Annotated in this window: 17 protein-coding genes; 15 read left to right on the plus strand and 2 right to left on the minus strand. The window is 71.5% G+C overall.

What is annotated here, in order from left to right; translation table 11 throughout:
* Positions 1 to 200: 200 nt before the first annotated feature.
* The 5 genes from rplU to TR33_RS20475 all read left to right on the plus strand — a co-directional run bounded on the left by rplU (position 201) and on the right by TR33_RS20475 (position 4537).
* Entirely contained in the window at positions 201 to 512 is a 312-nt protein-coding gene (rplU, locus tag TR33_RS20455) for a 50S ribosomal protein L21 (protein ID WP_014909257.1), read from the plus strand.
* Between the two features lie 13 nt (positions 513 to 525).
* Positions 526 to 783, plus strand: coding sequence for a 50S ribosomal protein L27 (gene rpmA, locus TR33_RS20460; protein ID WP_014909492.1), 258 nt, complete (start codon positions 526 to 528; stop codon positions 781 to 783).
* A gap of 132 nt (positions 784 to 915) precedes the next feature.
* On the plus strand, positions 916 to 2280 hold the full coding sequence (obgE, locus tag TR33_RS20465; protein WP_042284803.1) for a GTPase ObgE: 1365 nt from the start codon (positions 916 to 918) through the stop codon (positions 2278 to 2280).
* 96 nt (positions 2281 to 2376) lie between these two features.
* Positions 2377 to 3540: a glutamate 5-kinase gene (gene proB, locus TR33_RS20470; protein WP_042284805.1), complete on the plus strand. Its 1164-nt coding sequence runs from the start codon at positions 2377 to 2379 to the stop codon at positions 3538 to 3540.
* Between the two features lie 109 nt (positions 3541 to 3649).
* Positions 3650 to 4537: an alpha/beta hydrolase fold domain-containing protein gene (locus TR33_RS20475; RefSeq protein ID WP_017533781.1), complete on the plus strand. Its 888-nt coding sequence runs from the start codon at positions 3650 to 3652 to the stop codon at positions 4535 to 4537.
* A gap of 7 nt (positions 4538 to 4544) precedes the next feature.
* Here the strand turns inward: TR33_RS20475 and TR33_RS20480 are convergent, their stop codons facing one another.
* Positions 4545 to 5294, minus strand: a complete 750-nt coding sequence (locus tag TR33_RS20480; RefSeq protein WP_042284807.1) for an SDR family oxidoreductase — start codon at positions 5292 to 5294, stop codon at positions 4545 to 4547.
* Positions 5295 to 5446: 152 nt separating this feature from the next.
* Here TR33_RS20480 and TR33_RS20485 point away from each other — a divergent pair, with 152 nt between their 5' ends.
* The 6 genes from TR33_RS20485 to TR33_RS20510 all read left to right on the plus strand — a co-directional run bounded on the left by TR33_RS20485 (position 5447) and on the right by TR33_RS20510 (position 10833).
* A complete protein-coding gene (locus TR33_RS20485; protein ID WP_042284809.1) occupies positions 5447 to 5893 on the plus strand; it encodes a type II toxin-antitoxin system PemK/MazF family toxin in 447 nt (148 codons plus the stop codon).
* 165 nt (positions 5894 to 6058) lie between these two features.
* On the plus strand, positions 6059 to 7342 hold the full coding sequence (locus TR33_RS20490; protein ID WP_042284811.1) for a glutamate-5-semialdehyde dehydrogenase: 1284 nt from the start codon (positions 6059 to 6061) through the stop codon (positions 7340 to 7342).
* Positions 7343 to 7649: 307 nt separating this feature from the next.
* A complete protein-coding gene (locus TR33_RS20495; protein WP_042284812.1) occupies positions 7650 to 8624 on the plus strand; it encodes a hypothetical protein in 975 nt (324 codons plus the stop codon).
* Between the two features lie 198 nt (positions 8625 to 8822).
* Entirely contained in the window at positions 8823 to 9587 is a 765-nt protein-coding gene (locus TR33_RS20500) for an SDR family NAD(P)-dependent oxidoreductase (RefSeq protein WP_042284814.1), read from the plus strand.
* A complete protein-coding gene (locus tag TR33_RS20505) occupies positions 9584 to 10411 on the plus strand; it encodes an enoyl-CoA hydratase family protein (RefSeq protein WP_017533786.1) in 828 nt (275 codons plus the stop codon). The genes TR33_RS20500 and TR33_RS20505 overlap by 4 nt, the downstream gene beginning before the upstream one ends.
* Positions 10411 to 10833: a RidA family protein gene (locus TR33_RS20510; RefSeq protein WP_042284816.1), complete on the plus strand. Its 423-nt coding sequence runs from the start codon at positions 10411 to 10413 to the stop codon at positions 10831 to 10833. The genes TR33_RS20505 and TR33_RS20510 overlap by 1 nt, the downstream gene beginning before the upstream one ends.
* Before the next feature lie 133 nt (positions 10834 to 10966).
* Here TR33_RS20510 and TR33_RS20515 read toward each other — a convergent pair whose 3' ends face one another.
* Entirely contained in the window at positions 10967 to 11851 is an 885-nt protein-coding gene (locus TR33_RS20515) for a PaaX family transcriptional regulator (protein WP_042284817.1), read from the minus strand.
* A 165-nt stretch (positions 11852 to 12016) separates the two neighbouring features.
* Here TR33_RS20515 and TR33_RS20520 point away from each other — a divergent pair, with 165 nt between their 5' ends.
* From TR33_RS20520 to TR33_RS20535, 4 genes are read left to right on the plus strand one after another with little or no spacing between them, the layout of a single operon-like run.
* Positions 12017 to 13141, plus strand: coding sequence for an acyl-CoA dehydrogenase family protein (locus tag TR33_RS20520; protein WP_042284819.1), 1125 nt, complete (start codon positions 12017 to 12019; stop codon positions 13139 to 13141).
* A gap of 39 nt (positions 13142 to 13180) precedes the next feature.
* Positions 13181 to 14797 (plus strand): AMP-binding protein, encoded by a 1617-nt coding sequence (locus TR33_RS20525; RefSeq protein ID WP_042284820.1) that lies wholly within the window; start codon positions 13181 to 13183, stop codon positions 14795 to 14797.
* A gap of 44 nt (positions 14798 to 14841) precedes the next feature.
* Positions 14842 to 17256 carry a bifunctional salicylyl-CoA 5-hydroxylase/oxidoreductase gene (locus TR33_RS20530; RefSeq protein WP_026124860.1) on the plus strand — a complete coding sequence of 805 codons (2415 nt, stop codon included), beginning with the start codon at positions 14842 to 14844 and terminating at the stop codon, positions 17254 to 17256.
* Positions 17237 to 17962 (plus strand): alpha/beta hydrolase family protein, encoded by a 726-nt coding sequence (locus tag TR33_RS20535; protein WP_042284821.1) that lies wholly within the window; start codon positions 17237 to 17239, stop codon positions 17960 to 17962. Before TR33_RS20530 ends, TR33_RS20535 begins: the two co-directional genes overlap by 20 nt.
* Positions 17963 to 17981 lie beyond the last annotated feature (19 nt).

Consider the following 17981-nt stretch of genomic DNA (forward strand, 5'->3'; position numbering starts at 1 on the left):
TGTCGGGGCGATGGTAATCTGATGGACGGTGCGTCGGCGCGCCTCGAATGTTCGCGCGCCCCGAGACCGCAGTGCTCTCCATCAAGGTGGGTTTGTTTCCCTCAGATCCCCGCGCCCCGCTACAGGCGATTTGTGGATCGTGGCATCACGGTCCTGAGTGAGCGCATTATTCGTTGAGCGAGCAGGAAGAGAGTTCACCGGTGTACGCGATCGTGCGAGCGGGCGGCCGACAGGAAAAGGTGTCTGTCGATGACGTCCTGAACATCGACAAGGTCTCCGACGAGACCGGTGCCACCATCACGTGGCAGCCGATCCTGGTGGTCGATGGTGACAACGTCATCAGCGAGGCGGACAAGCTGAGCGGTTACACGGTCACCGCCGAGGTCCTCGGCGAGACCAAGGGCCCCAAGATCAACATCATGAAGTACAAGAACAAGACCGGTTACAAGAAGCGCCAGGGGCACCGCCAGAAGCACACCCAGGTGCGCGTCACCGGCATCGCGGCGAAGTAGGAGGCCTGGACACATGGCAAGCAAGAAGGGCGCTTCTTCCACCAAGAACGGTCGTGACTCGAACGCCAAGCGCCTCGGCGTGAAGCGCTTCGGCGGTCAGACCGTCTCGGCCGGCGAGATCCTCATCCGTCAGCGTGGAACCAAGTTCCACCCCGGTGCGAACGTGGGCCGCGGTGGCGACGACACGCTGTTCGCCCTGGTCGACGGCGAGGTCAAGTTCGGTAACTTCCGCGGCCGCAAGGCCGTCAACATCGTCCCGGCCGCGGTCTAGGTCGCGCCGGACGGCGATTTCTTCGGGGGCGGGCCAGGGAACACTGGCCCGCCCTCGTTGTTGTCACCAGGTGACACGTGTGCTGTACCGGCCCCGTCAGGAGACGGTGGCCGACGATCAACGGGGAGAACAATGCCTGACTTCGTCGACGAGGCGGTCTTGCACGTCAAGGCCGGGAACGGCGGGCATGGCTGCGCCTCCGTGCATCGTGAGAAGTTCAAGCCGCTGGGCGGTCCGGACGGCGGCAACGGCGGCCGTGGCGGCGACATCGTCCTGGAGGTGGACGCGCAGGCCGCGACCCTCCTCGACTACCAGCGCAGGCCCCACCGCACGGCCCAGAACGGCACCCCCGGTCAGGGCGGCAACCGCGCCGGGGCCAACGGCGAGGACCTGATCCTGACCGTGCCCGACGGCACCGTGGTCACCACGCAGGCCGGTGAGTTCGTCGCCGACCTGGTGGGTCACGGCACCCGTCTGGTCCTGGCCCAGGGCGGCCACGGCGGCCTGGGCAACGCGGCGCTGTCCTCCAAGAAGCGCAAGGCCCCCGGCTTCGCCCTCAAGGGCGAGGAGGGCGAGGCCGTCGACGTGCGCCTGGAGATGAAGACCATCGCCGACGTGGGCCTGGTGGGCTTCCCCAGCGCCGGCAAGTCCTCCCTGATCGCCTCGATGTCGGCCGCGCGCCCCAAGATCGCCGACTACCCGTTCACCACCCTCGTCCCGAACCTGGGCGTGGTGGAGGCCGGGACCACCCAGTACGTGATCGCCGACGTGCCCGGTCTGATCCCCGGCGCCAGCGACGGCAAGGGCCTGGGTCTGGAGTTCCTGCGGCACATCGAACGCTGCTCGACCCTGCTGCACGTCCTGGACTGCGCCACCTATGAGGGAGGCCGTGACCCGGTCAGCGACCTGGAGGCCCTGGAGGCCGAACTGGTCGCCTACGGTGAGCGGACCGGTGTGGACCTGTCCGACCGCCCGCGCGTCGTCGCGCTGAACAAGGTGGACGTCCCCGAGGCCCGCGACCTCGCCGAGCTGGTCCGTCCCATGCTGGAGGAGCGCGGCTACAAGGTCATGGAGGTCTCCGCGGCCTCCCGTGAGGGTCTGCGTGAACTCTCCTTCGCCCTGGGCGAGCAGGTGGCCGCAGCGCGCGGCGCCGCCCCCGTGGCCGAGCCCACCCGGATCGTGCTGCGACCCAAGATGATCGGCGACACCCCCTTCGAGGTGGTCGCCCTGGGCGGCAACGCCTTCCAGGTGCGCGGCGACAAGCCCACCCGTTGGGTGCGTCAGACCGACTTCTCCAACGACGAGGCCGTGGGCTACCTCGCCGAGCGTCTCAACCGTCTCGGTATCGAGGAGGCCCTGGCCAAGGCCGGCGCCACCCAGGGCGCCGAGGTGCACATCGGCACCGAGGAGGACTCGGTGGTCTTCGACTGGGACAACTCGCTCGACGCCGAGGCCGTCCCGTCCGGCCCGCGCGGAACCGACGCCCGGCTGGGCTGACCCGCGCGGGGACCGACCGCTCCACACCAGCCGGATCCACACAGGTAGCGCACGCGCCCGGGCCGGGCGCGTGCCACGGATGGAAAGCTCCTCGCGGTGCACAGCGCAGACACCCGACAGCAGTACGTCGATCCTCTGGAAGCGGACGGTCGCCGGGCCGTGGCCGAGGCCCGGAGGGTCGTGGTCAAGGTGGGATCGTCCTCACTGACCACCCCGGACGGTCTGATCGACGCCGGACGGATCCGCGACCTGGTCGCGGACCTGGCGGCCCGGCGCGAACTGGGACAGGAGGTGATCCTGGTCTCCTCCGGCGCGGTCGCGGCCGGGATGAGCCCGTTGGGGATGGCCCGCCGCCCCCGGGACCTGGCCGCACAGCAGGCCGCGGCCAGCGTCGGCCAGGGGCTGCTGGTGGCGGCCTACACCGCCGAGCTGGCGGCGCACGGTCTCACCGCGGCCCAGGTCCTGCTCACCGTCGAGGACATGATGCGACGGGTCCAGCACCGTAACGCCCAGCGGACGCTGCGGCGGCTGCTCGACATCGGTGCCCTGCCGATCGTCAACGAGAACGACACCGTGGCCACCCACGAGATCCGCTTCGGCGACAACGACCGTCTGGCGGCCCTGGTGGCGCACCTGATGCGGGCCGACGCCCTGGTGCTGCTCTCGGACGTGGACGCCCTCTACGACGGGAACCCCTCCGAAGAGGGCACCTCGGTGGTGCGTCTGGTGCGCGACCGCTCCGACCTCGACGGCATCGACATCGGCGGCAGCGGCAAGCGCGGGGTGGGGACCGGTGGGATGGTCACCAAGGTCGACTCCGCGCGCATCGCCACCGAGGCGGGGGTGCCCACCGTGCTGACCTCCGCGGCCAACGCCCGCGCCGCGCTGGCCGGAGAGCGGGTGGGCACCTTCTTCGCCCCGGCCGACGGCCGTCGCCCCTCCGCCCGGCAGTTGTGGCTGGCCCACGCCACGGCGGGTCGGGGCAGTCTCGTCCTGGACCCGGGCGCGGTCGAGGCCGTGGTCCGGGAGAAGGCGTCGCTGCTGCCCGCCGGAGTGGTGAAGGTGTGGGGCGAGTTCAGCGCCGGAGACCCCGTCGACCTGCGCGACGAGTCGGGCGCGGTGGTCGCCCGAGGGCTGGTCAACTATGACGCGGCCGAGGTCCCCGACCTGATGGGACGCTCCACGCGTTGGCTGGCCCGGGAGATGGGTCCGTCCTACGAGCGTGAGCTCGTCCACCGCGACGACCTCGTCGTCCTCTGAACCGAACATCGCCGCCGCCCCTCCCCGGGACGGGGGAGGGGCCGCGGGGCGGGTCGTCCCGGGCCGTGTGAGGCTGTCGTCAGCACCGCCCGAAGGAGAACGATCCCCCGTGCCGAGCCCGTCCGTCCGAGCCCTGAACCTGCTCCTGCGCGCCACCCGCAAGCCGAGGATGGCCACCGAACGCGCCGCCCGCGCGCGCCTGGCCGGGTCCGAGGGGGTCGCGATCCCGCCGGGACTCCTCCTTCCGGGACACGTCGTGCGACGGCGCGAGGTGGCCGGGCGGTCGGTCTACACGGTCCTGCCGAAGAGGGGCGGGGTTCCGGAACGGGCCGTGCTCTACCTGCACGGAGGCGCCTACGTCGGCCCGATCACCCCGTGGCACTGGTGGCTGGCGGGACGGATGGCCGACCAGGGGACGCGGGTCGAGGTCGCCCTGTACGGTCTGGCCCCCGAGCACACCCACCGGGAGGCCCTCCCGTTCCTGGAGAGGGTGTACCGGGAACTGATCGACGCGGTGCCCGCGCGGAGGGTCGCCCTCGCCGGGGACTCGGCCGGTGGCGGTCTGGCCCTCGCCCTGGCGCAGCGGGTGATCGGTGCGGGGCTCCCCACTCCGGGACGGTCGATCCTCGTCTCCCCGTGGGTGGACGCCACCATGACCAACCCGGAGATCGCCGAGATCGAGCCGCGGGACCCCTGGTTGGCCTCGATCGGGCTACGGATCAGCGCCGAGGCCTGGGCGGGAGGGGACGACCCGTCCGTGCCCGAGCTCAGCCCCCTCCACGGTTCGATGGAGGGGCTGCCGCCCACCGACGTCTACGTGGGCACGCACGACCTGTTCCTTCCGGACGTGCGACTGGCCTGCGAACGGATGCGTCGGGCCGGGGTCCGGGTGGATCTGGAGGAGGCCGAGGGGCTCTTCCACGTCTATCCGCTGGTCCCGTGTCCGGAGGGACGGCGGGCGCGCGACCGGATCCTGAGGCGGCTGCGGGGGCTGTGACCGGCGCTCAGGTGAGTCTGCGGACCACCGACAGGGGCAGGACCCGCATGGCGAACCCGATCGGCACCCACGGCCAGGCCGGAACGTAGGCCTTGGCCCGGCGCCTCTCGATGGCGGCGATCATCGAACGCACGCCCACCTCGGTGTCCACCATGAAACGGGTCCGCTGCCGTACGTGCTCGTTCATCTCCGAGCGGATGTAGCCGGGGTGGATCACGGACACGTCGACCCCGGGGATCCGCTCCGAGCGGACCCCCTCGGCCAGGGACGACACCCCGGCCTTGGTCGCCGAATAGACCGTCATGGCCTTGCGCATGCCGCGCAACGCCGACATCGAGGAGATCATCACCAGGTGGCCCCGCCCTTGAGCGCGGAAGATCTCCAGGGCCGCCTCGGTCTGGGCGAGCGCGCCCACGAAGTTGGTCGTGGCGGTCCGCAGGTTGGCGTCGAAACGCCCCGTCCCGAGTGCCGCCCCCTTGCCGAGCCCGGCGTTGACGATCACCCGGTCCACGCTCCCGAGCTCCTCGGCGAGCGTTCCGAAGACCCGGAAGACCGCCTCGTGGTCGTCGACGTCCAGCGCCTCGATCACCACCCGCCGCTCGGGGTGGGCCGAGGAGATCTCCGACCGCAGCCCTTCCAGACGTTCCACGCGGCGCGCGCACAACCCCAGGTCGTATCCGAGCGCGGCGAAACCACGGGCCATCTCCGCGCCCAGGCCCGAGGAGGCTCCGGTGATGATGATCGTTCCCCTGCCCATGGGCGTCCTCCGAGCGGTCGGTCCGGTAGAGCGTCGTTCGGCGCATCGTACGGGGCGGTCCCCGAGGCGCGCGCCCCGACCCCTCCCGGCCTCGGACGACGTGGGAGACGGGAACGCCCCGACCGCCCCCGGAAACGATCTAAGATGCGACCGTGAGCCAACAGACGACACAGCGAAGCGACCCCCATCCGAACGAGGGCGACGTCCGTGAGGTGCCCACCGGACGCAACGCCACCAAGCTCGTCTACGCGCCGGAGAAGGACGGACTCGCCGACGCGGGCGAGATCGTGTGGACCTGGGTGCCCTACGAGGAGGACGCCGGTCAGGGCAAGGACCGTCCTCTGCTCGTGATCGGCCGCAAGGGCCGGCGCCTGCACGGCCTCATGTTCTCCACCCAGCGCCCGGACGACCACGAGCGCCAGGACTGGCTGCCGATCGGCTCCGGCCCCTGGGACCGGGAGGGACGCGACTCCTACGTCCGTATGGACCGCCTCTTCGAGTTCGACGAGGCCGCCATCCGTCGGGAGGCCGCCGTGATGGACGAGGAGCTGTTCTGGCGGATCGCCGCCGTCCTGCGCGACCGCTACGGCTGGCGCTGACCGTGGGGGCGGCCCTTCCCGACGAGGGAGAGCCGTCCCACTCCGTGGACGATCCCGTGTGTTCTCCGGGAGTCCGCTATACGCTGGGATGATCCTCGATCCGGTGTCCCTTCGACGTGGCGGGCGACGCCGTTCACAGCGGACCTGAACTAGGAAAACGGGTAGATGACAGTCAACAGCGACATCGAGCGCGAGGTCCACGCGGTGGCCGAGCGCGCCGGGAACGCGGCGGTCGACCTCGCCACGCTCAGCCGTTCGGTGAAGGACACCGCCCTGGCGGCGATCGCCGACGCCCTGGTCAAGCGGGCCGACGAGATCACGGCGGCCAACGCCGAGGACGTCGAACGCGCACGGCGGGACGGCACGAGCCCGGCCATGATCGACCGTCTCACCCTCACCCCGGCACGGATCGAGGCCATCGCCGACGCGGTCCGGGAGATCGTCGAGCTGCCCGACCCGGTGGGCGAGTCGGTCCGCGGCGGTGTGCTCCCCAACGGTCTGGACCTGCGGCAGATCCGCGTCCCGCTGGGGGTCATCGGGATCATCTACGAGGGGCGCCCCAACGTCACCGTGGACGCGGCCGCCCTGTGTCTCAAGAGCGGGAACGCGGCCCTGTTGCGCGGTTCCTCCTCCGCCTACGCCTCCAACACCGCCATCGTGGGGGTGCTGCGGGACGCGCTGGAGGGGACCGGGGTTCCGGTCGACGCGATCCAGATGGTCCCGGGACGTACCCGGGAGTCCTCGACCGCGCTGATGCGGGCGCGGGGGCTGGTGGACGTCCTCATCCCGCGCGGGGGACGCTCCCTCATCCAGGCGGTGGTCCGCGATTCCACGGTCCCGGTCATCGAGACCGGCGAGGGGTTGTGCCACGTGTACGTGGACGTCGACGCCGACCTGGACAAGGCGGTGGCCATCGCGGTCAACGCCAAGGCGCAGCGCTGCTCGGTGTGCAACTCCGCCGAGACGCTCCTGGTGCACGAGGCGATCGCCGAGGCCTTCCTGCCGAAGGTGCTGGCCGCGCTGGCCGAGGCCGAGGTCACCGTCCACGGCGACCGTCGGGTCCTGGAGATCGCCGAGGCGCACTCGACGGGGGCGACGGTGGTCGAGGCCGACGAGGAGGACTGGGCCACCGAGTACCTGTCCATGGACCTGGCCGTGCGGGTGGTGTCCGACGTCGACGAGGCGTTGGCCCACATCCGGACCTACTCCACCCGGCACACCGAGGCGATCGTCACCGATTCACTGAGCACGTCGCGCTACTTCGTGGCCCGCGTGGATTCGGCGGCGGTGATGGTGAACGCCTCCACCCGATTCACCGACGGAGGCGAGTTCGGCTTCGGGGCGGAAATCGGTATCTCCACCCAGAAACTGCACGCCAGGGGCCCGATGGGTCTCACCGAAATGACGTCGACCAAGTACGTGGTCACCGGGGACGGTCACGTGAGGTGAACAAGGGAATCGGGGCCGTGACGGTTCCGATAACGAGGGGTCGTCCGATGAATCGGGCGGCCCCTCCGCCTTTCCCCGTCGAGACGGGCCTCCTTCGAGGATCTCTTACACAACAGAGGTAACGCAGGTCACGCGTGTCACGGCAATCGTTCTCCTGGTGGAAACCTGGACAGCAGCGAATCTTCTCTGACCAAGTATTCCCAAAGCGGGCATAGCTCGGTACTTTCACTGTGGTGTCAAACGGTGCTCTTCCCGCACTCGATTCAGGAGCGCCCTCCCCCGGTCACGACGAAAGGAAATCCCCCGAATGAAGCTCGGGAATAAGATCGCGGCGTCCACCGCCACGGCGGCCCTGGCCCTCGGAGGCCTCACCCTGATGGCGACCCCGGCCCAGGCCGGCCTGGTCACCCTGTGCTCCGGACACGGCGGCGCGGTCACCCTGCCCACGGACCTGAAGGTCCCGGCCGGAGCGAGCTGCTTCCTGGACGGCACCTCGATCAAGGGCGACGTCACCGTGGAGGGAGGAGCCAACCTCCACATCATCGGCGGCTCCATCGAAGGTGAGGTGTCCGTCGCCGACGACGCCTACTTCGACGCCTCCGACAGCGTCGTCGACGGCGACGTGGTCAGCGACGGAGCCTACGGAACCTACCTGGAGGACGGCACCTCGGTCGCGGCGCTGCGCGCTCAGGCCGCCGAGGGGGCCGCGAACGACGGCTTCACCTTCGTGGTCGACTCCTCCGCCGCCTCCGTGGACGCCACCGCCGGTGAGCTCTACATCAACGGCTCCCGCGTCGCCGGTCCGGTCAACGCCGACGGCGCCGTCTACGCCGACATCTACGACAGCGTCGTCCGCGGCGCCCTGACCGTCGCCGGCACCGAGCAGGGCGGCATCCTGTGCGACAGCGAGGTCCTGGGCGACGCCACCTACCGCGACGCCTCCGGTCCGGTCGCGGTCGGCGCCGGTGACAACGACACCTACTGCGCCTCCCTCAACTACATCGACGGCGATCTGTCCGTCACCGGTATCTCCGGCGGCGCCTACATCGACGGCAACATCGTCGGCGGCGACCTGGTGGCCGAGAACAACACCCCGACCGCCCAGATCGGCGACAACAACCGCGTTCGCGGTTCCGTCATCACCCAGGAGGTCGCCATGCGCGCCCTCGCCGCCGAGGTGACCGCCGACTTCGAGGCCCACGAGGCCGAGCTGGAGGACCAGGTCGAGGAGGCCCGCGCCAAGACCATCGAGGAGGCCATGGAGGCCGGCCCCGCCTTCTAGTCACGACGGAGGCTCCGGGGTCGACCGTCGACCCCGCCTCTCACCGAAGCGCCGACGCCCCCTGGGACGTCGGCGCTTTCGTCGTCTCCGGGCCGGGCCTGGGCGTCCCGGACGCCTCATCCGTCCCCCCTCCCTCAGGGGCTCCGGACGTATATCGAACCCGTGACGACGGTCATGTTCGAGTGATAGGTTCGCCGCATGGCTGACACGCGACGTCTCGCCGTGGTCTCGGGCGGCTCCGGAGGTATCGGGAGGGCCGTCGTGCTCTCCCTCGCCGGGGCGGGGGACGAGGTGGTCGCCCTGGGGCGATCCCCCGAACGGCTCGCGGATCTGGCCGATACCGCCCGCGAGCGGGGCTTCCACGTCGCCACCCGCGTCGGGGACCTCACCGATCCGGCGACCGTCGAATCCCTGGCCGAGACCCTCGGCCCCGTCTCCGTCCTGGTCAACAACGCCGGAGACGCCCACAGCGCCTCTCTGGCCGACACCGACCTCGACCTGTGGCGGCATCACCTCGACGCCAACGCCACCTCCGCCTTCCTGCTCACCCGGGCGCTGTTGCCCGGCATGCTCCGCCGCGACCGGGGGCGGATCGTCTTCGTGGCCTCCACCGCCGCGCACACCGGCTCCCGCTACACCGCCGCCTACACCGCCGCCAAACACGCCGTCCTGGGGCTGGCCCGATCCGTCGCGGCCGAGGTCGCCGGCGGCGGGGTCACCGCCAACACCGTGTGCCCCTCCTTCGTCCGTACGCCCCTGACCGAACGCTCGATCTCCCGTATCGCCGAACGCACCGGCCGCGACCTCGAACGGGCCGAACGCGCCCTGGCCGCCTCCACACCCCTGGGCCGTCTCATCGAACCGGAGGAGGTCGCGGCCGCCGTCGCCTACCTGGCGAGCCCTCTGGCCGGGGCCGTCAACGGCCAGACCCTCACCATCGACGGAGGAGACACACAACGATGAGCGGACACCGGGCCTCCGCGCCCTTCACCGAACAGTGGGACCACTTCGACCTGGAACGGGAGGGCGGCGTCGCCACCGTCACCCTGAACCGCCCCGAACGGCTCAACGCCCTCACCTTCGAGGCCTACGCGGACCTGCGGGACCTGCTCCTCGAACTGCCCCACCGCGACGACACCCGCGCGCTGGTCCTGCGCGGTAGAGGCCGGGGGTTCTGCTCGGGCGGGGACGTCGACGAGATCATCGGCCGCACCCTGGAGATGGCCCCCGACGAGCTCCTCGCCTTCACCCGCATGACCGGCGAGGTCATCCGGGCGATGCGAGAGTGCCCCGTCCCGATCATCGCCGGGATCCAAGGGACCGCCGCGGGCGCCGGGGCCGTCCTCGCCCTGGCCGCCGACTTCCGGGTGGCCTCGCGCTCGGCCCGGTTCGCCTTCCTGTTCACCAAGGTGGGCCTGGCCGGAGCGGACATGGGCGCCGCCTACCTGCTGCCCCGCGTGGTGGGTCTGGGCCACGCCACCCGGATCCTCATGCTCGGCGACACCGTCGACTCCGCCGAGGCCGAACGGGTCGGACTGATCGACCCTCCGGTCGAGGACGACGAACTCGACGCGGCCGTGGACCGTCTGGCCCGACGTCTGGCGGAGGGCCCCGCCTTCGCCTACGCCCAGACCAAGGCGCTGCTCTCCAGGGAGCTGGACATGAGCCTGTCCGGGGCGATCGAACTGGAGGCCATGACCCAGGCGCTCCTCATGCGAAGCGAGGACTACGCCGAGTTCCACGCCGCCTTCACCGGTCGGCGCGAACCCCGATGGAAGGGACGCTGATGGGATCCGTTCGACCGTCGTCCACACCGCACACCCTCGTCTCACCACCCGAACTCGGCCCCAACCCGGGGTTCGCCCAGGCCGTGGTGGCCGCGCCGGGGAGTACCGTCCACCTGGCCGGTCAGATCGCCTCCGGACCCGACGGGCGTCTGGCCGCCGAATCCCTCGCCGACCAGTTCGACCTGGCCCTGGCCAACCTCCTCACCGCCCTCCGAGCCTGCGGGGGAGCGCCCGAACACCTGGTCTCCCTCACCATCTACACCACCGACGTCCCCGAATACCGGCGGGTCAAGACCGAGATCGGTCGCGCCTACCGCGCCCACATGGGACGGCACTATCCCGCCATGGCGCTCGTGGGCGCCGCCGACCTGTTCGAACCGGGCGCCCTCGTCGAACTGGTCGGGGTGGGGGTGCTGGCTTAGCGCCTCCGCTTCGGGCCGTGTTCGGGTGGCTTACCGGGGTGTGGTGGAAGACCGCGTATTCGGGTGGCTTACCGGGGTGTGGTGGAAGACCGCGTACTGGTCCCACCCCCCGTGGAGCAGGGGGTGGGGGTGCTCAAGGGGTGAGGGTGGATCTCACGTGGTCCAGGGCGGGGGCGCGGAGCAGGGTGTGCAGGTCGGAGAAGACCCGGGCGGCGCGGCCCCCGGCCCAATCGTCGGGGAGCAGTTCGGGGGGCAGGCCCGGATCGAGGAAGGGCGAGCGGCGCCAGGAGTCCACCGCGCGCAGATGATCGGCGAAGGCCGCCCTCCGCCTGCGCGGACCCTCCTCGCCCCGGAGGCTCCGACGACGCCAGGCGGTCAACACCGGCTCGTGCTCGGTCAGGAAACCCTCGTGCATGGCCTGGAGCGCGGGCAGGTCCCACCAACGGGCCACGGCCTCCGACAGATCGCGAAAGCCCAGGTGGTCGGCGTGGAAGAGCTCGGCGTACCCCTCCATGTCCAGCTCGCGCAGGGTGGCCCGGGCCTGGTCGGTGGCGTGCGCCGGGGCCACCCACACCCCGGCGGCCGTGGTCCCGAACCCCGACCGGGTCAACCGTGAGCGCAACGCGTGCCGGCGGCTCCGCTCGGACTCGGGCACCGAGAACACCACGAGGACCCAACCGTCCTCGACCCGGGCGACCCGATGCCCGAAGATGCGGCGATCGCCCTCGGCGAGGATGCGCCGGCCCTCCTCCGACAACCGGTAGCCGGCGGCCCCGCCCAGGCGTTCGGACACCAGCAGGCCACGCCGTTTGAGACGGGAGACCGCGGAGCGTACCGAGGGTCCGTCGACGTCCAGATCGGCCATCAACGCGATGAGGTCGGCCACCCCCACCCATCCGCCCACGTCGCGGGCGTAAGTGCCGAAGAACGACACGATCAGGGAGCGCGGCCCTCGTAGGACCCGGTCGGTGTCGGAGGATCCGGACACCGCCTCTTCCCGTTCGCTGTTGGGGATCATGAGGACACGATATCCACTCGTGCGGAGAAGCCCCCTTTCCACCTGGCTTCGACCGTTTCAGGGAGAAGCCGGACGGGAACTTCATATAGCTCTCTTGACGATCGTCACGTCGAGGATGCATCGTCGAGGAGGGGGAACAGGAACCCGAGAGAGTCGAGGTCGCCCATGGGGCTCCCACCGAACGACGACGACCACGAGTTCGCACGGTGGGTCGCGGAGCGCGCCGCCGGACTCGACACCGTCCCCCCACGAGAACCCGGCCGCGTCGACCGGGACCTGCTCCGGCGTCTCGGCGCGTCCGGTCTGCTCCCCGCGCTCTTTCCCGGTACGGCCGACGGCGGACCGCTTCGTGAGGCCCCGGCCACCCGGCTGTGCCTGCTGCGGGAACACCTGGCCCGGGTCGACACCCACGCCGAGACCGCCCTGGCCCTCCAGGGGCTGGGCACCTATCCGCTCCTCCAGTCCGGCACCGAACGGCAGCGTCGACGTTGGGTGCCCGAGGCGGCGGCCGGTCGCGCGGTGGCCGCCTTCGCCCTGACCGAACCCGACGCGGGCTCCGACGCGGCCGCCCTGGCGCTGCGGGCCGAACCGTTCGGCGACGGCCGTCGCCTGTACGGCGAGAAGACGTGGATCTCCAACGCCCCCGACGCCGACTTCTACACCGTTTTCGCCCGCACCACCCCCGGTACCCGGTCGCGGGGCGTCACCGCCTACTGCGTCCCCGCCGACCGTCCCGGCCTCCACGGCACCCCGTTGGAGATGCTCTCCCCGCACGCCCTGGGCCATCTGGTCTTCGACGGGGTCGAGGTCGGCCCCGAGGACGTGATCGGTGTCCCGGGGCAGGGGTTCGCCGTGGCCATGCGCACCCTGGACCTGTTCCGGCCCAGTGTCGGCGCCTTCGCCGTCGGCATGGCCCGGGCCGCCTTGGAGGCGGCTCGGGAGCACACGGGGGACCGTCGGGCCTTCGGCGGCCCGCTCTCCGGCCTCCAGACGGTCGCCCACACCCTGGCGGAGATGGCCACCCGCACCGAGGCCGCCCGCCTACTGGTCTACGCGGCGGCCGCGGAGTACGACGCCGACGGTCCGGAGGTCACGCTCAAGGCGGCCATGGCCAAGCTCTTCGCCACGGAGACCGCCCAGTACGTGGTCGACTCCGCCGTCCAACTCCACGGGGCCCGTGCCCTGCGCCGGGGCCACCTGCTCGAGCACCTCTACCGGGAGGTCCGCGCCCCTCGGATCTACGAGGGCGCCTCGGAGGTCCAGCGCCAGATCATCGCCCGTCACATGTAGCCCGCCCCGCTGTCGCACCCCGAGCCCGGAGGTCCAGCCATGTCGAACCCGCCCGTGACCGCGCACGAGGACACCTTCACCCGCGACCACCTGCCGCTTCCGGAGCGGTGGCCGGTCATCGAACCCCTGGAGTACCCGGAGCGTATCAACTGCGCGGAGGAGCTGCTGGACGGCACCATCGGGCGGTACGGCGCGGATCGGCGCTGTGTGGTCGGTGCGGACGAGGAGCTCACCTACGGCGGGCTGCGGGACCGGGTGGACCGTATCGCCCACGTACTGGTCGCCGAACAGGGGGTGAGGCCGGGGGAGAGGGTGCTGCTCCGCGGCCCCAACTCGCCCTGGCTCGCCGCCTGTTGGCTGGCGGTGCTCAAGGCCGGGGGAGTGGTCGTCACCGTCCTGCCGGTCCTGAGGGCCGGGGAGCTCACCACCATCCTGCGCGCGGCCCGGGTCGCCCACGCCCTGTGCGACGCGGGCTGCCGGGACGACCTCGACGAGGCCGCGCGCTCGCTGGGCGCGGACGCCCCCGCCACCCTCGTCTACGGCGGTGAGGGCGACGAGGACCTGACCGTGAGGGTCGCGGGACGTCCGGGGCGGTTCGCAGCCGTTCCCACCGCGGCCGACGACGCCTGCATGATCGCCTACACCTCCGGCACCACCGGGACGCCCAAGGGCTGCGTGCACTTCCACCGCGACGTGCTCACCATCGCCGACACCTACTCGGCCCGGGTGCTCCGACCCACCCCCGACGACCTGTTCGCCGGGAGTCCGCCCTTCGCCTTCACCTTCGGTCTGGGCGGGCTCCTGATCTTTCCGTTACGCGCCGGGGCCGCCACCGTCCTGTTGGAGCGTCCCCGTCCCGAGGCGTTGATGGACGCGGTCGTCGACCACGGCGTCACGGTGCTGTTCACCGCCCCCACCGCCTATCGGACCATGCTGGCCGGGCGCGCCGGACGCGACCTCTCCTCCCTGCGCCGCTGCGTGTCGGCGGGCGAACACCTGCCGGCCGCCACCTGGCACGCCTGGTACGAGGCGACGGGGGTGCGGCTGCTCGACGGCATCGGCGCCACCGAGATGCTGCACATCTTCCTCTCTTCCGACGACGCGCACATGCGTCCGGGCTCCACCGGCCGCCCGGTCCCCGGCTACACCGCCGCGGTCCTGGACGACGAGGGGACGCCGGTCCCCGACGGCGAACCCGGACACCTGGCGGTCCGGGGCCCCGTCGGCTGCCGCTACCTGGACGACGACCGGCAGACCGAGTACGTCCGCCACGGATGGAACCACACGGGGGACACCTACGTCCGCGACGAGGACGGCTACTTCTGGTACCGGGCGCGCAGTGACGACATGATCGTCTCGGCCGGCTACAACATCGCCCCCGCCGAGGTCGAGGAGGCGCTGCTCTCCTCGCCCGAGGTGGTGGAGGCCGCGGTGGTCGGGGTGGAGGCCCCCGAACGCGGGCCGATCGTGCGCGCCTACGTGGTCCTGGAACCGGGGATCGAGGCCGACGACGGGACGGCCGAACGTCTGCGCGAGCACGTACGGTCCCGGATCTCCCCCTACAAGGCGCCGCGCTCGGTGGTCTTCGTGCCCGCCCTGCCGAGGACCGCCACCGGCAAACTCCAGCGCTTCCGGCTGCGGGAGGAGACCCCGTGACCGAGGACCTCCGAGGGAACATCGACGATCGGGAGGGCGGAGCGATGCGCGTCGCGTGTATCGGCGGAGGTCCCGCCGGACTGTACTTCGCGGCCCTGGCCCGGCGGCTCGGCGTGGGCCACGAGATCACCGTCTACGAACGCAACGCCCCCGACGACACCTTCGGGTTCGGCGTGGTGCTCTCCGACGAGACCCTCGGCGGGATCGAGCACGCCGACCCTCGGATCTACCGGGAGATGGCCGGGGAGTTCGCGCGCTGGGACGACATCGACGTCCACATCGACGGCACCGTCACCACGTCGGGGGGACACGGTTTCGCCGCGATCGGCCGGCAACGGCTCCTCCGGATCCTGCGCGCCCGTTGTGCCGAACTCGGCGTACGGATCCTCACCCGCACCGAGGCCCCGCCCGCGGCGGAACTGGCGGCCGAATACGACCTCGTGGTGGCCGCCGACGGGGTCAACAGCCTCACCCGGAGCACCTACGCGGACCATTTCGGGACCACCCTCGAACAGCGCCACAACCGGTTCATGTGGCTCGGCACGGACCTGGTCCTGGACGCCTTCAACTTCCACGTCCTGCGCACCCCGTACGGGATCGTGCAGGCGCACGGCTACCCCTACTCGCGGGAGCGCAGCACGTTCATCGTGGAGATGGCGGAGTCGGTCTGGGAGGCCGCCGGGTTCACCGATCCGCGCACGGCCCCGGGTCGGAGCGACCTCGACTCGATCGCGCGCTGCGAGGAGCTCTTCGCCGACGTCCTGGGCGGGCACCGACTGCTGCCCAACAACTCCCACTGGCAGCGTTTCACCACCGTGCGCAACCGCACCTGGCGCCACGGCAACATCGTGCTCCTGGGCGACGCCGCCCACACCGCGCACTTCTCCATCGGCTCGGGGACCAAACTGGCCATGGAGGACGCCCTCGCCCTCACCGCCTGCCTACGCGAGAACCCCACCGTCGAGACCGCGCTCGCCGCCTACGAGGACGAACGCCGCCCCGTCGTGGCCGGCGTCCAGCGCGCGGCCCAGGCCAGCCTGGAATGGTTCGAGGGCATCCACCGGCACGTCGACGCCGACCCGCACGCGTTCGCCTTCGACCTGCTCACCCGCAGCCGCCGGGTCACCTACGACAACCTGCGGATGCGCGATCCGGGGTTCGTCGCCCGCGTCGACGAGCTCTTCGCCCGCGAGGCGAACCCCGCCGACCCCACGCCGCGCCCGCCGATGTTCCACCCCTTCCGCCTGGGCGGGCTGGAGCTGGACAACCGGGTCGTGGTCTCGGCCATGGACATGTACTCGTCCATCGACGGCACCCCGGGCGACTTCCACCTCGTCCACCTGGGCGGGAAGGCGCTCGGCGGGGCCGGGCTGGTGATGACCGAGATGGTGTGCGTCTCCCCGGAGGCCCGCATCACACCCGGATGCGCGGGCATGTACCGACCCGAACACGAGGCGGCCTGGCGTCGCGTCACCGACTTCGCGCACACCCACAGCCGGGCCCGGATCGGTGTCCAGCTCGGCCACGCCGGACGCAAGGGAGCGACGCGTCTGATGTGGGAGGGCATCGACCGGCCCCTGCCCGAGGGCGGCTGGCCCCTGGTGGCCCCCTCGCCCCTGCCCTACCGGGAGGGCGTCAACCAGGTGCCGCGCGCGTTGGACCGGGCCGCCATGGACGGGATCCGCGACGACTTCGTCGCCGCCGCCCGGGCCGCCGACCGGGCCGGTTTCGATCTGCTCGAACTCCACTGCGCCCACGGCTACCTGCTCTCCTCCTTCCTGTCCCCGATCACCAACCATCGGGACGACGCCTACGGGGGCGATCTCACCGGGCGGCTCCGCTACCCGGTGGAGGTCCTGTCCGCGATCAGGGAGGCCTGGCCCGAGCACAAGCCCCTCTCCGTGCGCATCTCGGCGACCGACTGGGTCGAGGACGGCACCACCGCCGAGGACGCCGTGGAGATCTCCCGCGCCCTGGTCGCGGCGGGGGCCGACGTCATCGACGTCTCCACCGGACAGGTCACCCCCGACGAAAGTCCGGCGTTCGGGCGCAGCTATCAGGTGCCCTTCGCCGAGAGGATCCGCCGGGAACTCGGGGTCCCCGTCATCGCGGTCGGCGCCATCTCCTCCCACGACGACGTCAACTCCACGATCCTGGCCGGCCGCGCCGACCTGTGCGCCCTGGGCCGGCCCCATCTGTACGACCCGCACTGGACCCTGCACGCCGCCGCCGAACGGGACTACTCGGGGCCCGGGGCGACCTGGCCGACCCCGTTCCGGGCGGGGAGCCGCAGACCCCCCACCGGCCGCACCGACTCCCCCCGCCCCCGGCTGGAACTGCTACGTTCCTCCGACAGGGACGACGCCGCCCGGCACCGGCGATGGCGACCGGACACCGTGCGAAGCGCCCCGGAACCCCGAGGGAGCGAGGAAGAACGCGATGGCGACCGCCTACGGTGAGCACTCCAGCCAGATCGTCCACCGCCGGGACCCCGAGGCCTCCTCCGGGCCGGCCCCGGTCGCGGTCCTGCTCCACGGGGGCTGGTGGCGCGACCTCCACGACGCCCGTCTCATGGACCCCCTGGCCCGGGACCTGGCCGCCGCCGGGTGGGCGGTGTGGAACGTCGAGTACCGCCGGACCGGAGCGGACGGAGGGGGCTGGCCGCAGAGCGTCGACGACGTCGCCCGGGCCCTGGACCTCCTGGCGGAGACGGCCGAACGGGAGAAGGGACTGGACCTCTCCCGGGTGGTGGCCGTCGGACATTCCGCGGGCGGCCATCTGGCCCTGCTGACCGCGGCGGACTCGCCGGTCGCCTCCGTGGTGGCGCTGGCCCCCATCACCGACCTGCGCCGCTGCGCCGAGGCGGGCCTGGGGGAGGGGGCCGTCGAGCCCTTCCTCGGGGCCGATCCCTCACCCGAGGAGTACGCCGAGTCCTCGCCCCTGCACCGGCTGCCCCTCGGAGTCCCTCAACTGATCGTGCACGGGGACGCCGACCAGCGCGTCCCGGTCGAGCACAGCCGCGACTACGTCGACGCGGCCCGCCTGGCGGGCGACCCGGTCGACTATCGGGAGATCCCCGGCGAGGACCACTTCGCCGTCGTCGATCCCACGAGCGTCGCCTGGCGCACCGTACGCGAGGTCCTGGGGCCCGTCGGGGGCCGCTGACGCGAAGGGGCGGGCGATC

It is taken from the genome of Nocardiopsis alba, assembly GCF_000710955.1.
Lineage (GTDB): Bacteria > Actinomycetota > Actinomycetes > Streptosporangiales > Streptosporangiaceae > Nocardiopsis > Nocardiopsis alba.

Excerpts from the sequence above, each read along its gene's own strand:
- rpmA (WP_014909492.1), top strand. The coding sequence starts at position 526 with ATGGCAAGCAAGAAGGGCGCTTCTTCCACCAAGAACGGTCGTGACTCG.
- obgE (WP_042284803.1), top strand. The coding sequence starts at position 916 with ATGCCTGACTTCGTCGACGAGGCGGTCTTGCACGTCAAGGCCGGGAAC.
- TR33_RS20480 (WP_042284807.1), bottom strand. The coding sequence starts at position 5,294 with ATGGGCAGGGGAACGATCATCATCACCGGAGCCTCCTCGGGCCTGGGC.
- TR33_RS20490 (WP_042284811.1), top strand. The coding sequence starts at position 6,059 with ATGACAGTCAACAGCGACATCGAGCGCGAGGTCCACGCGGTGGCCGAG.
- TR33_RS20495 (WP_042284812.1), top strand. The coding sequence starts at position 7,650 with ATGAAGCTCGGGAATAAGATCGCGGCGTCCACCGCCACGGCGGCCCTG.
- TR33_RS20500 (WP_042284814.1), top strand. The coding sequence starts at position 8,823 with ATGGCTGACACGCGACGTCTCGCCGTGGTCTCGGGCGGCTCCGGAGGT.
- TR33_RS20505 (WP_017533786.1), top strand. The coding sequence starts at position 9,584 with ATGAGCGGACACCGGGCCTCCGCGCCCTTCACCGAACAGTGGGACCAC.
- TR33_RS20510 (WP_042284816.1), top strand. The coding sequence starts at position 10,411 with ATGGGATCCGTTCGACCGTCGTCCACACCGCACACCCTCGTCTCACCA.
- TR33_RS20515 (WP_042284817.1), bottom strand. The coding sequence starts at position 11,851 with ATGATCCCCAACAGCGAACGGGAAGAGGCGGTGTCCGGATCCTCCGAC.
- TR33_RS20520 (WP_042284819.1), top strand. The coding sequence starts at position 12,017 with ATGGGGCTCCCACCGAACGACGACGACCACGAGTTCGCACGGTGGGTC.
- TR33_RS20525 (WP_042284820.1), top strand. The coding sequence starts at position 13,181 with ATGTCGAACCCGCCCGTGACCGCGCACGAGGACACCTTCACCCGCGAC.
- TR33_RS20530 (WP_026124860.1), top strand. The coding sequence starts at position 14,842 with ATGCGCGTCGCGTGTATCGGCGGAGGTCCCGCCGGACTGTACTTCGCG.
- TR33_RS20535 (WP_042284821.1), top strand. The coding sequence starts at position 17,237 with ATGGCGACCGCCTACGGTGAGCACTCCAGCCAGATCGTCCACCGCCGG.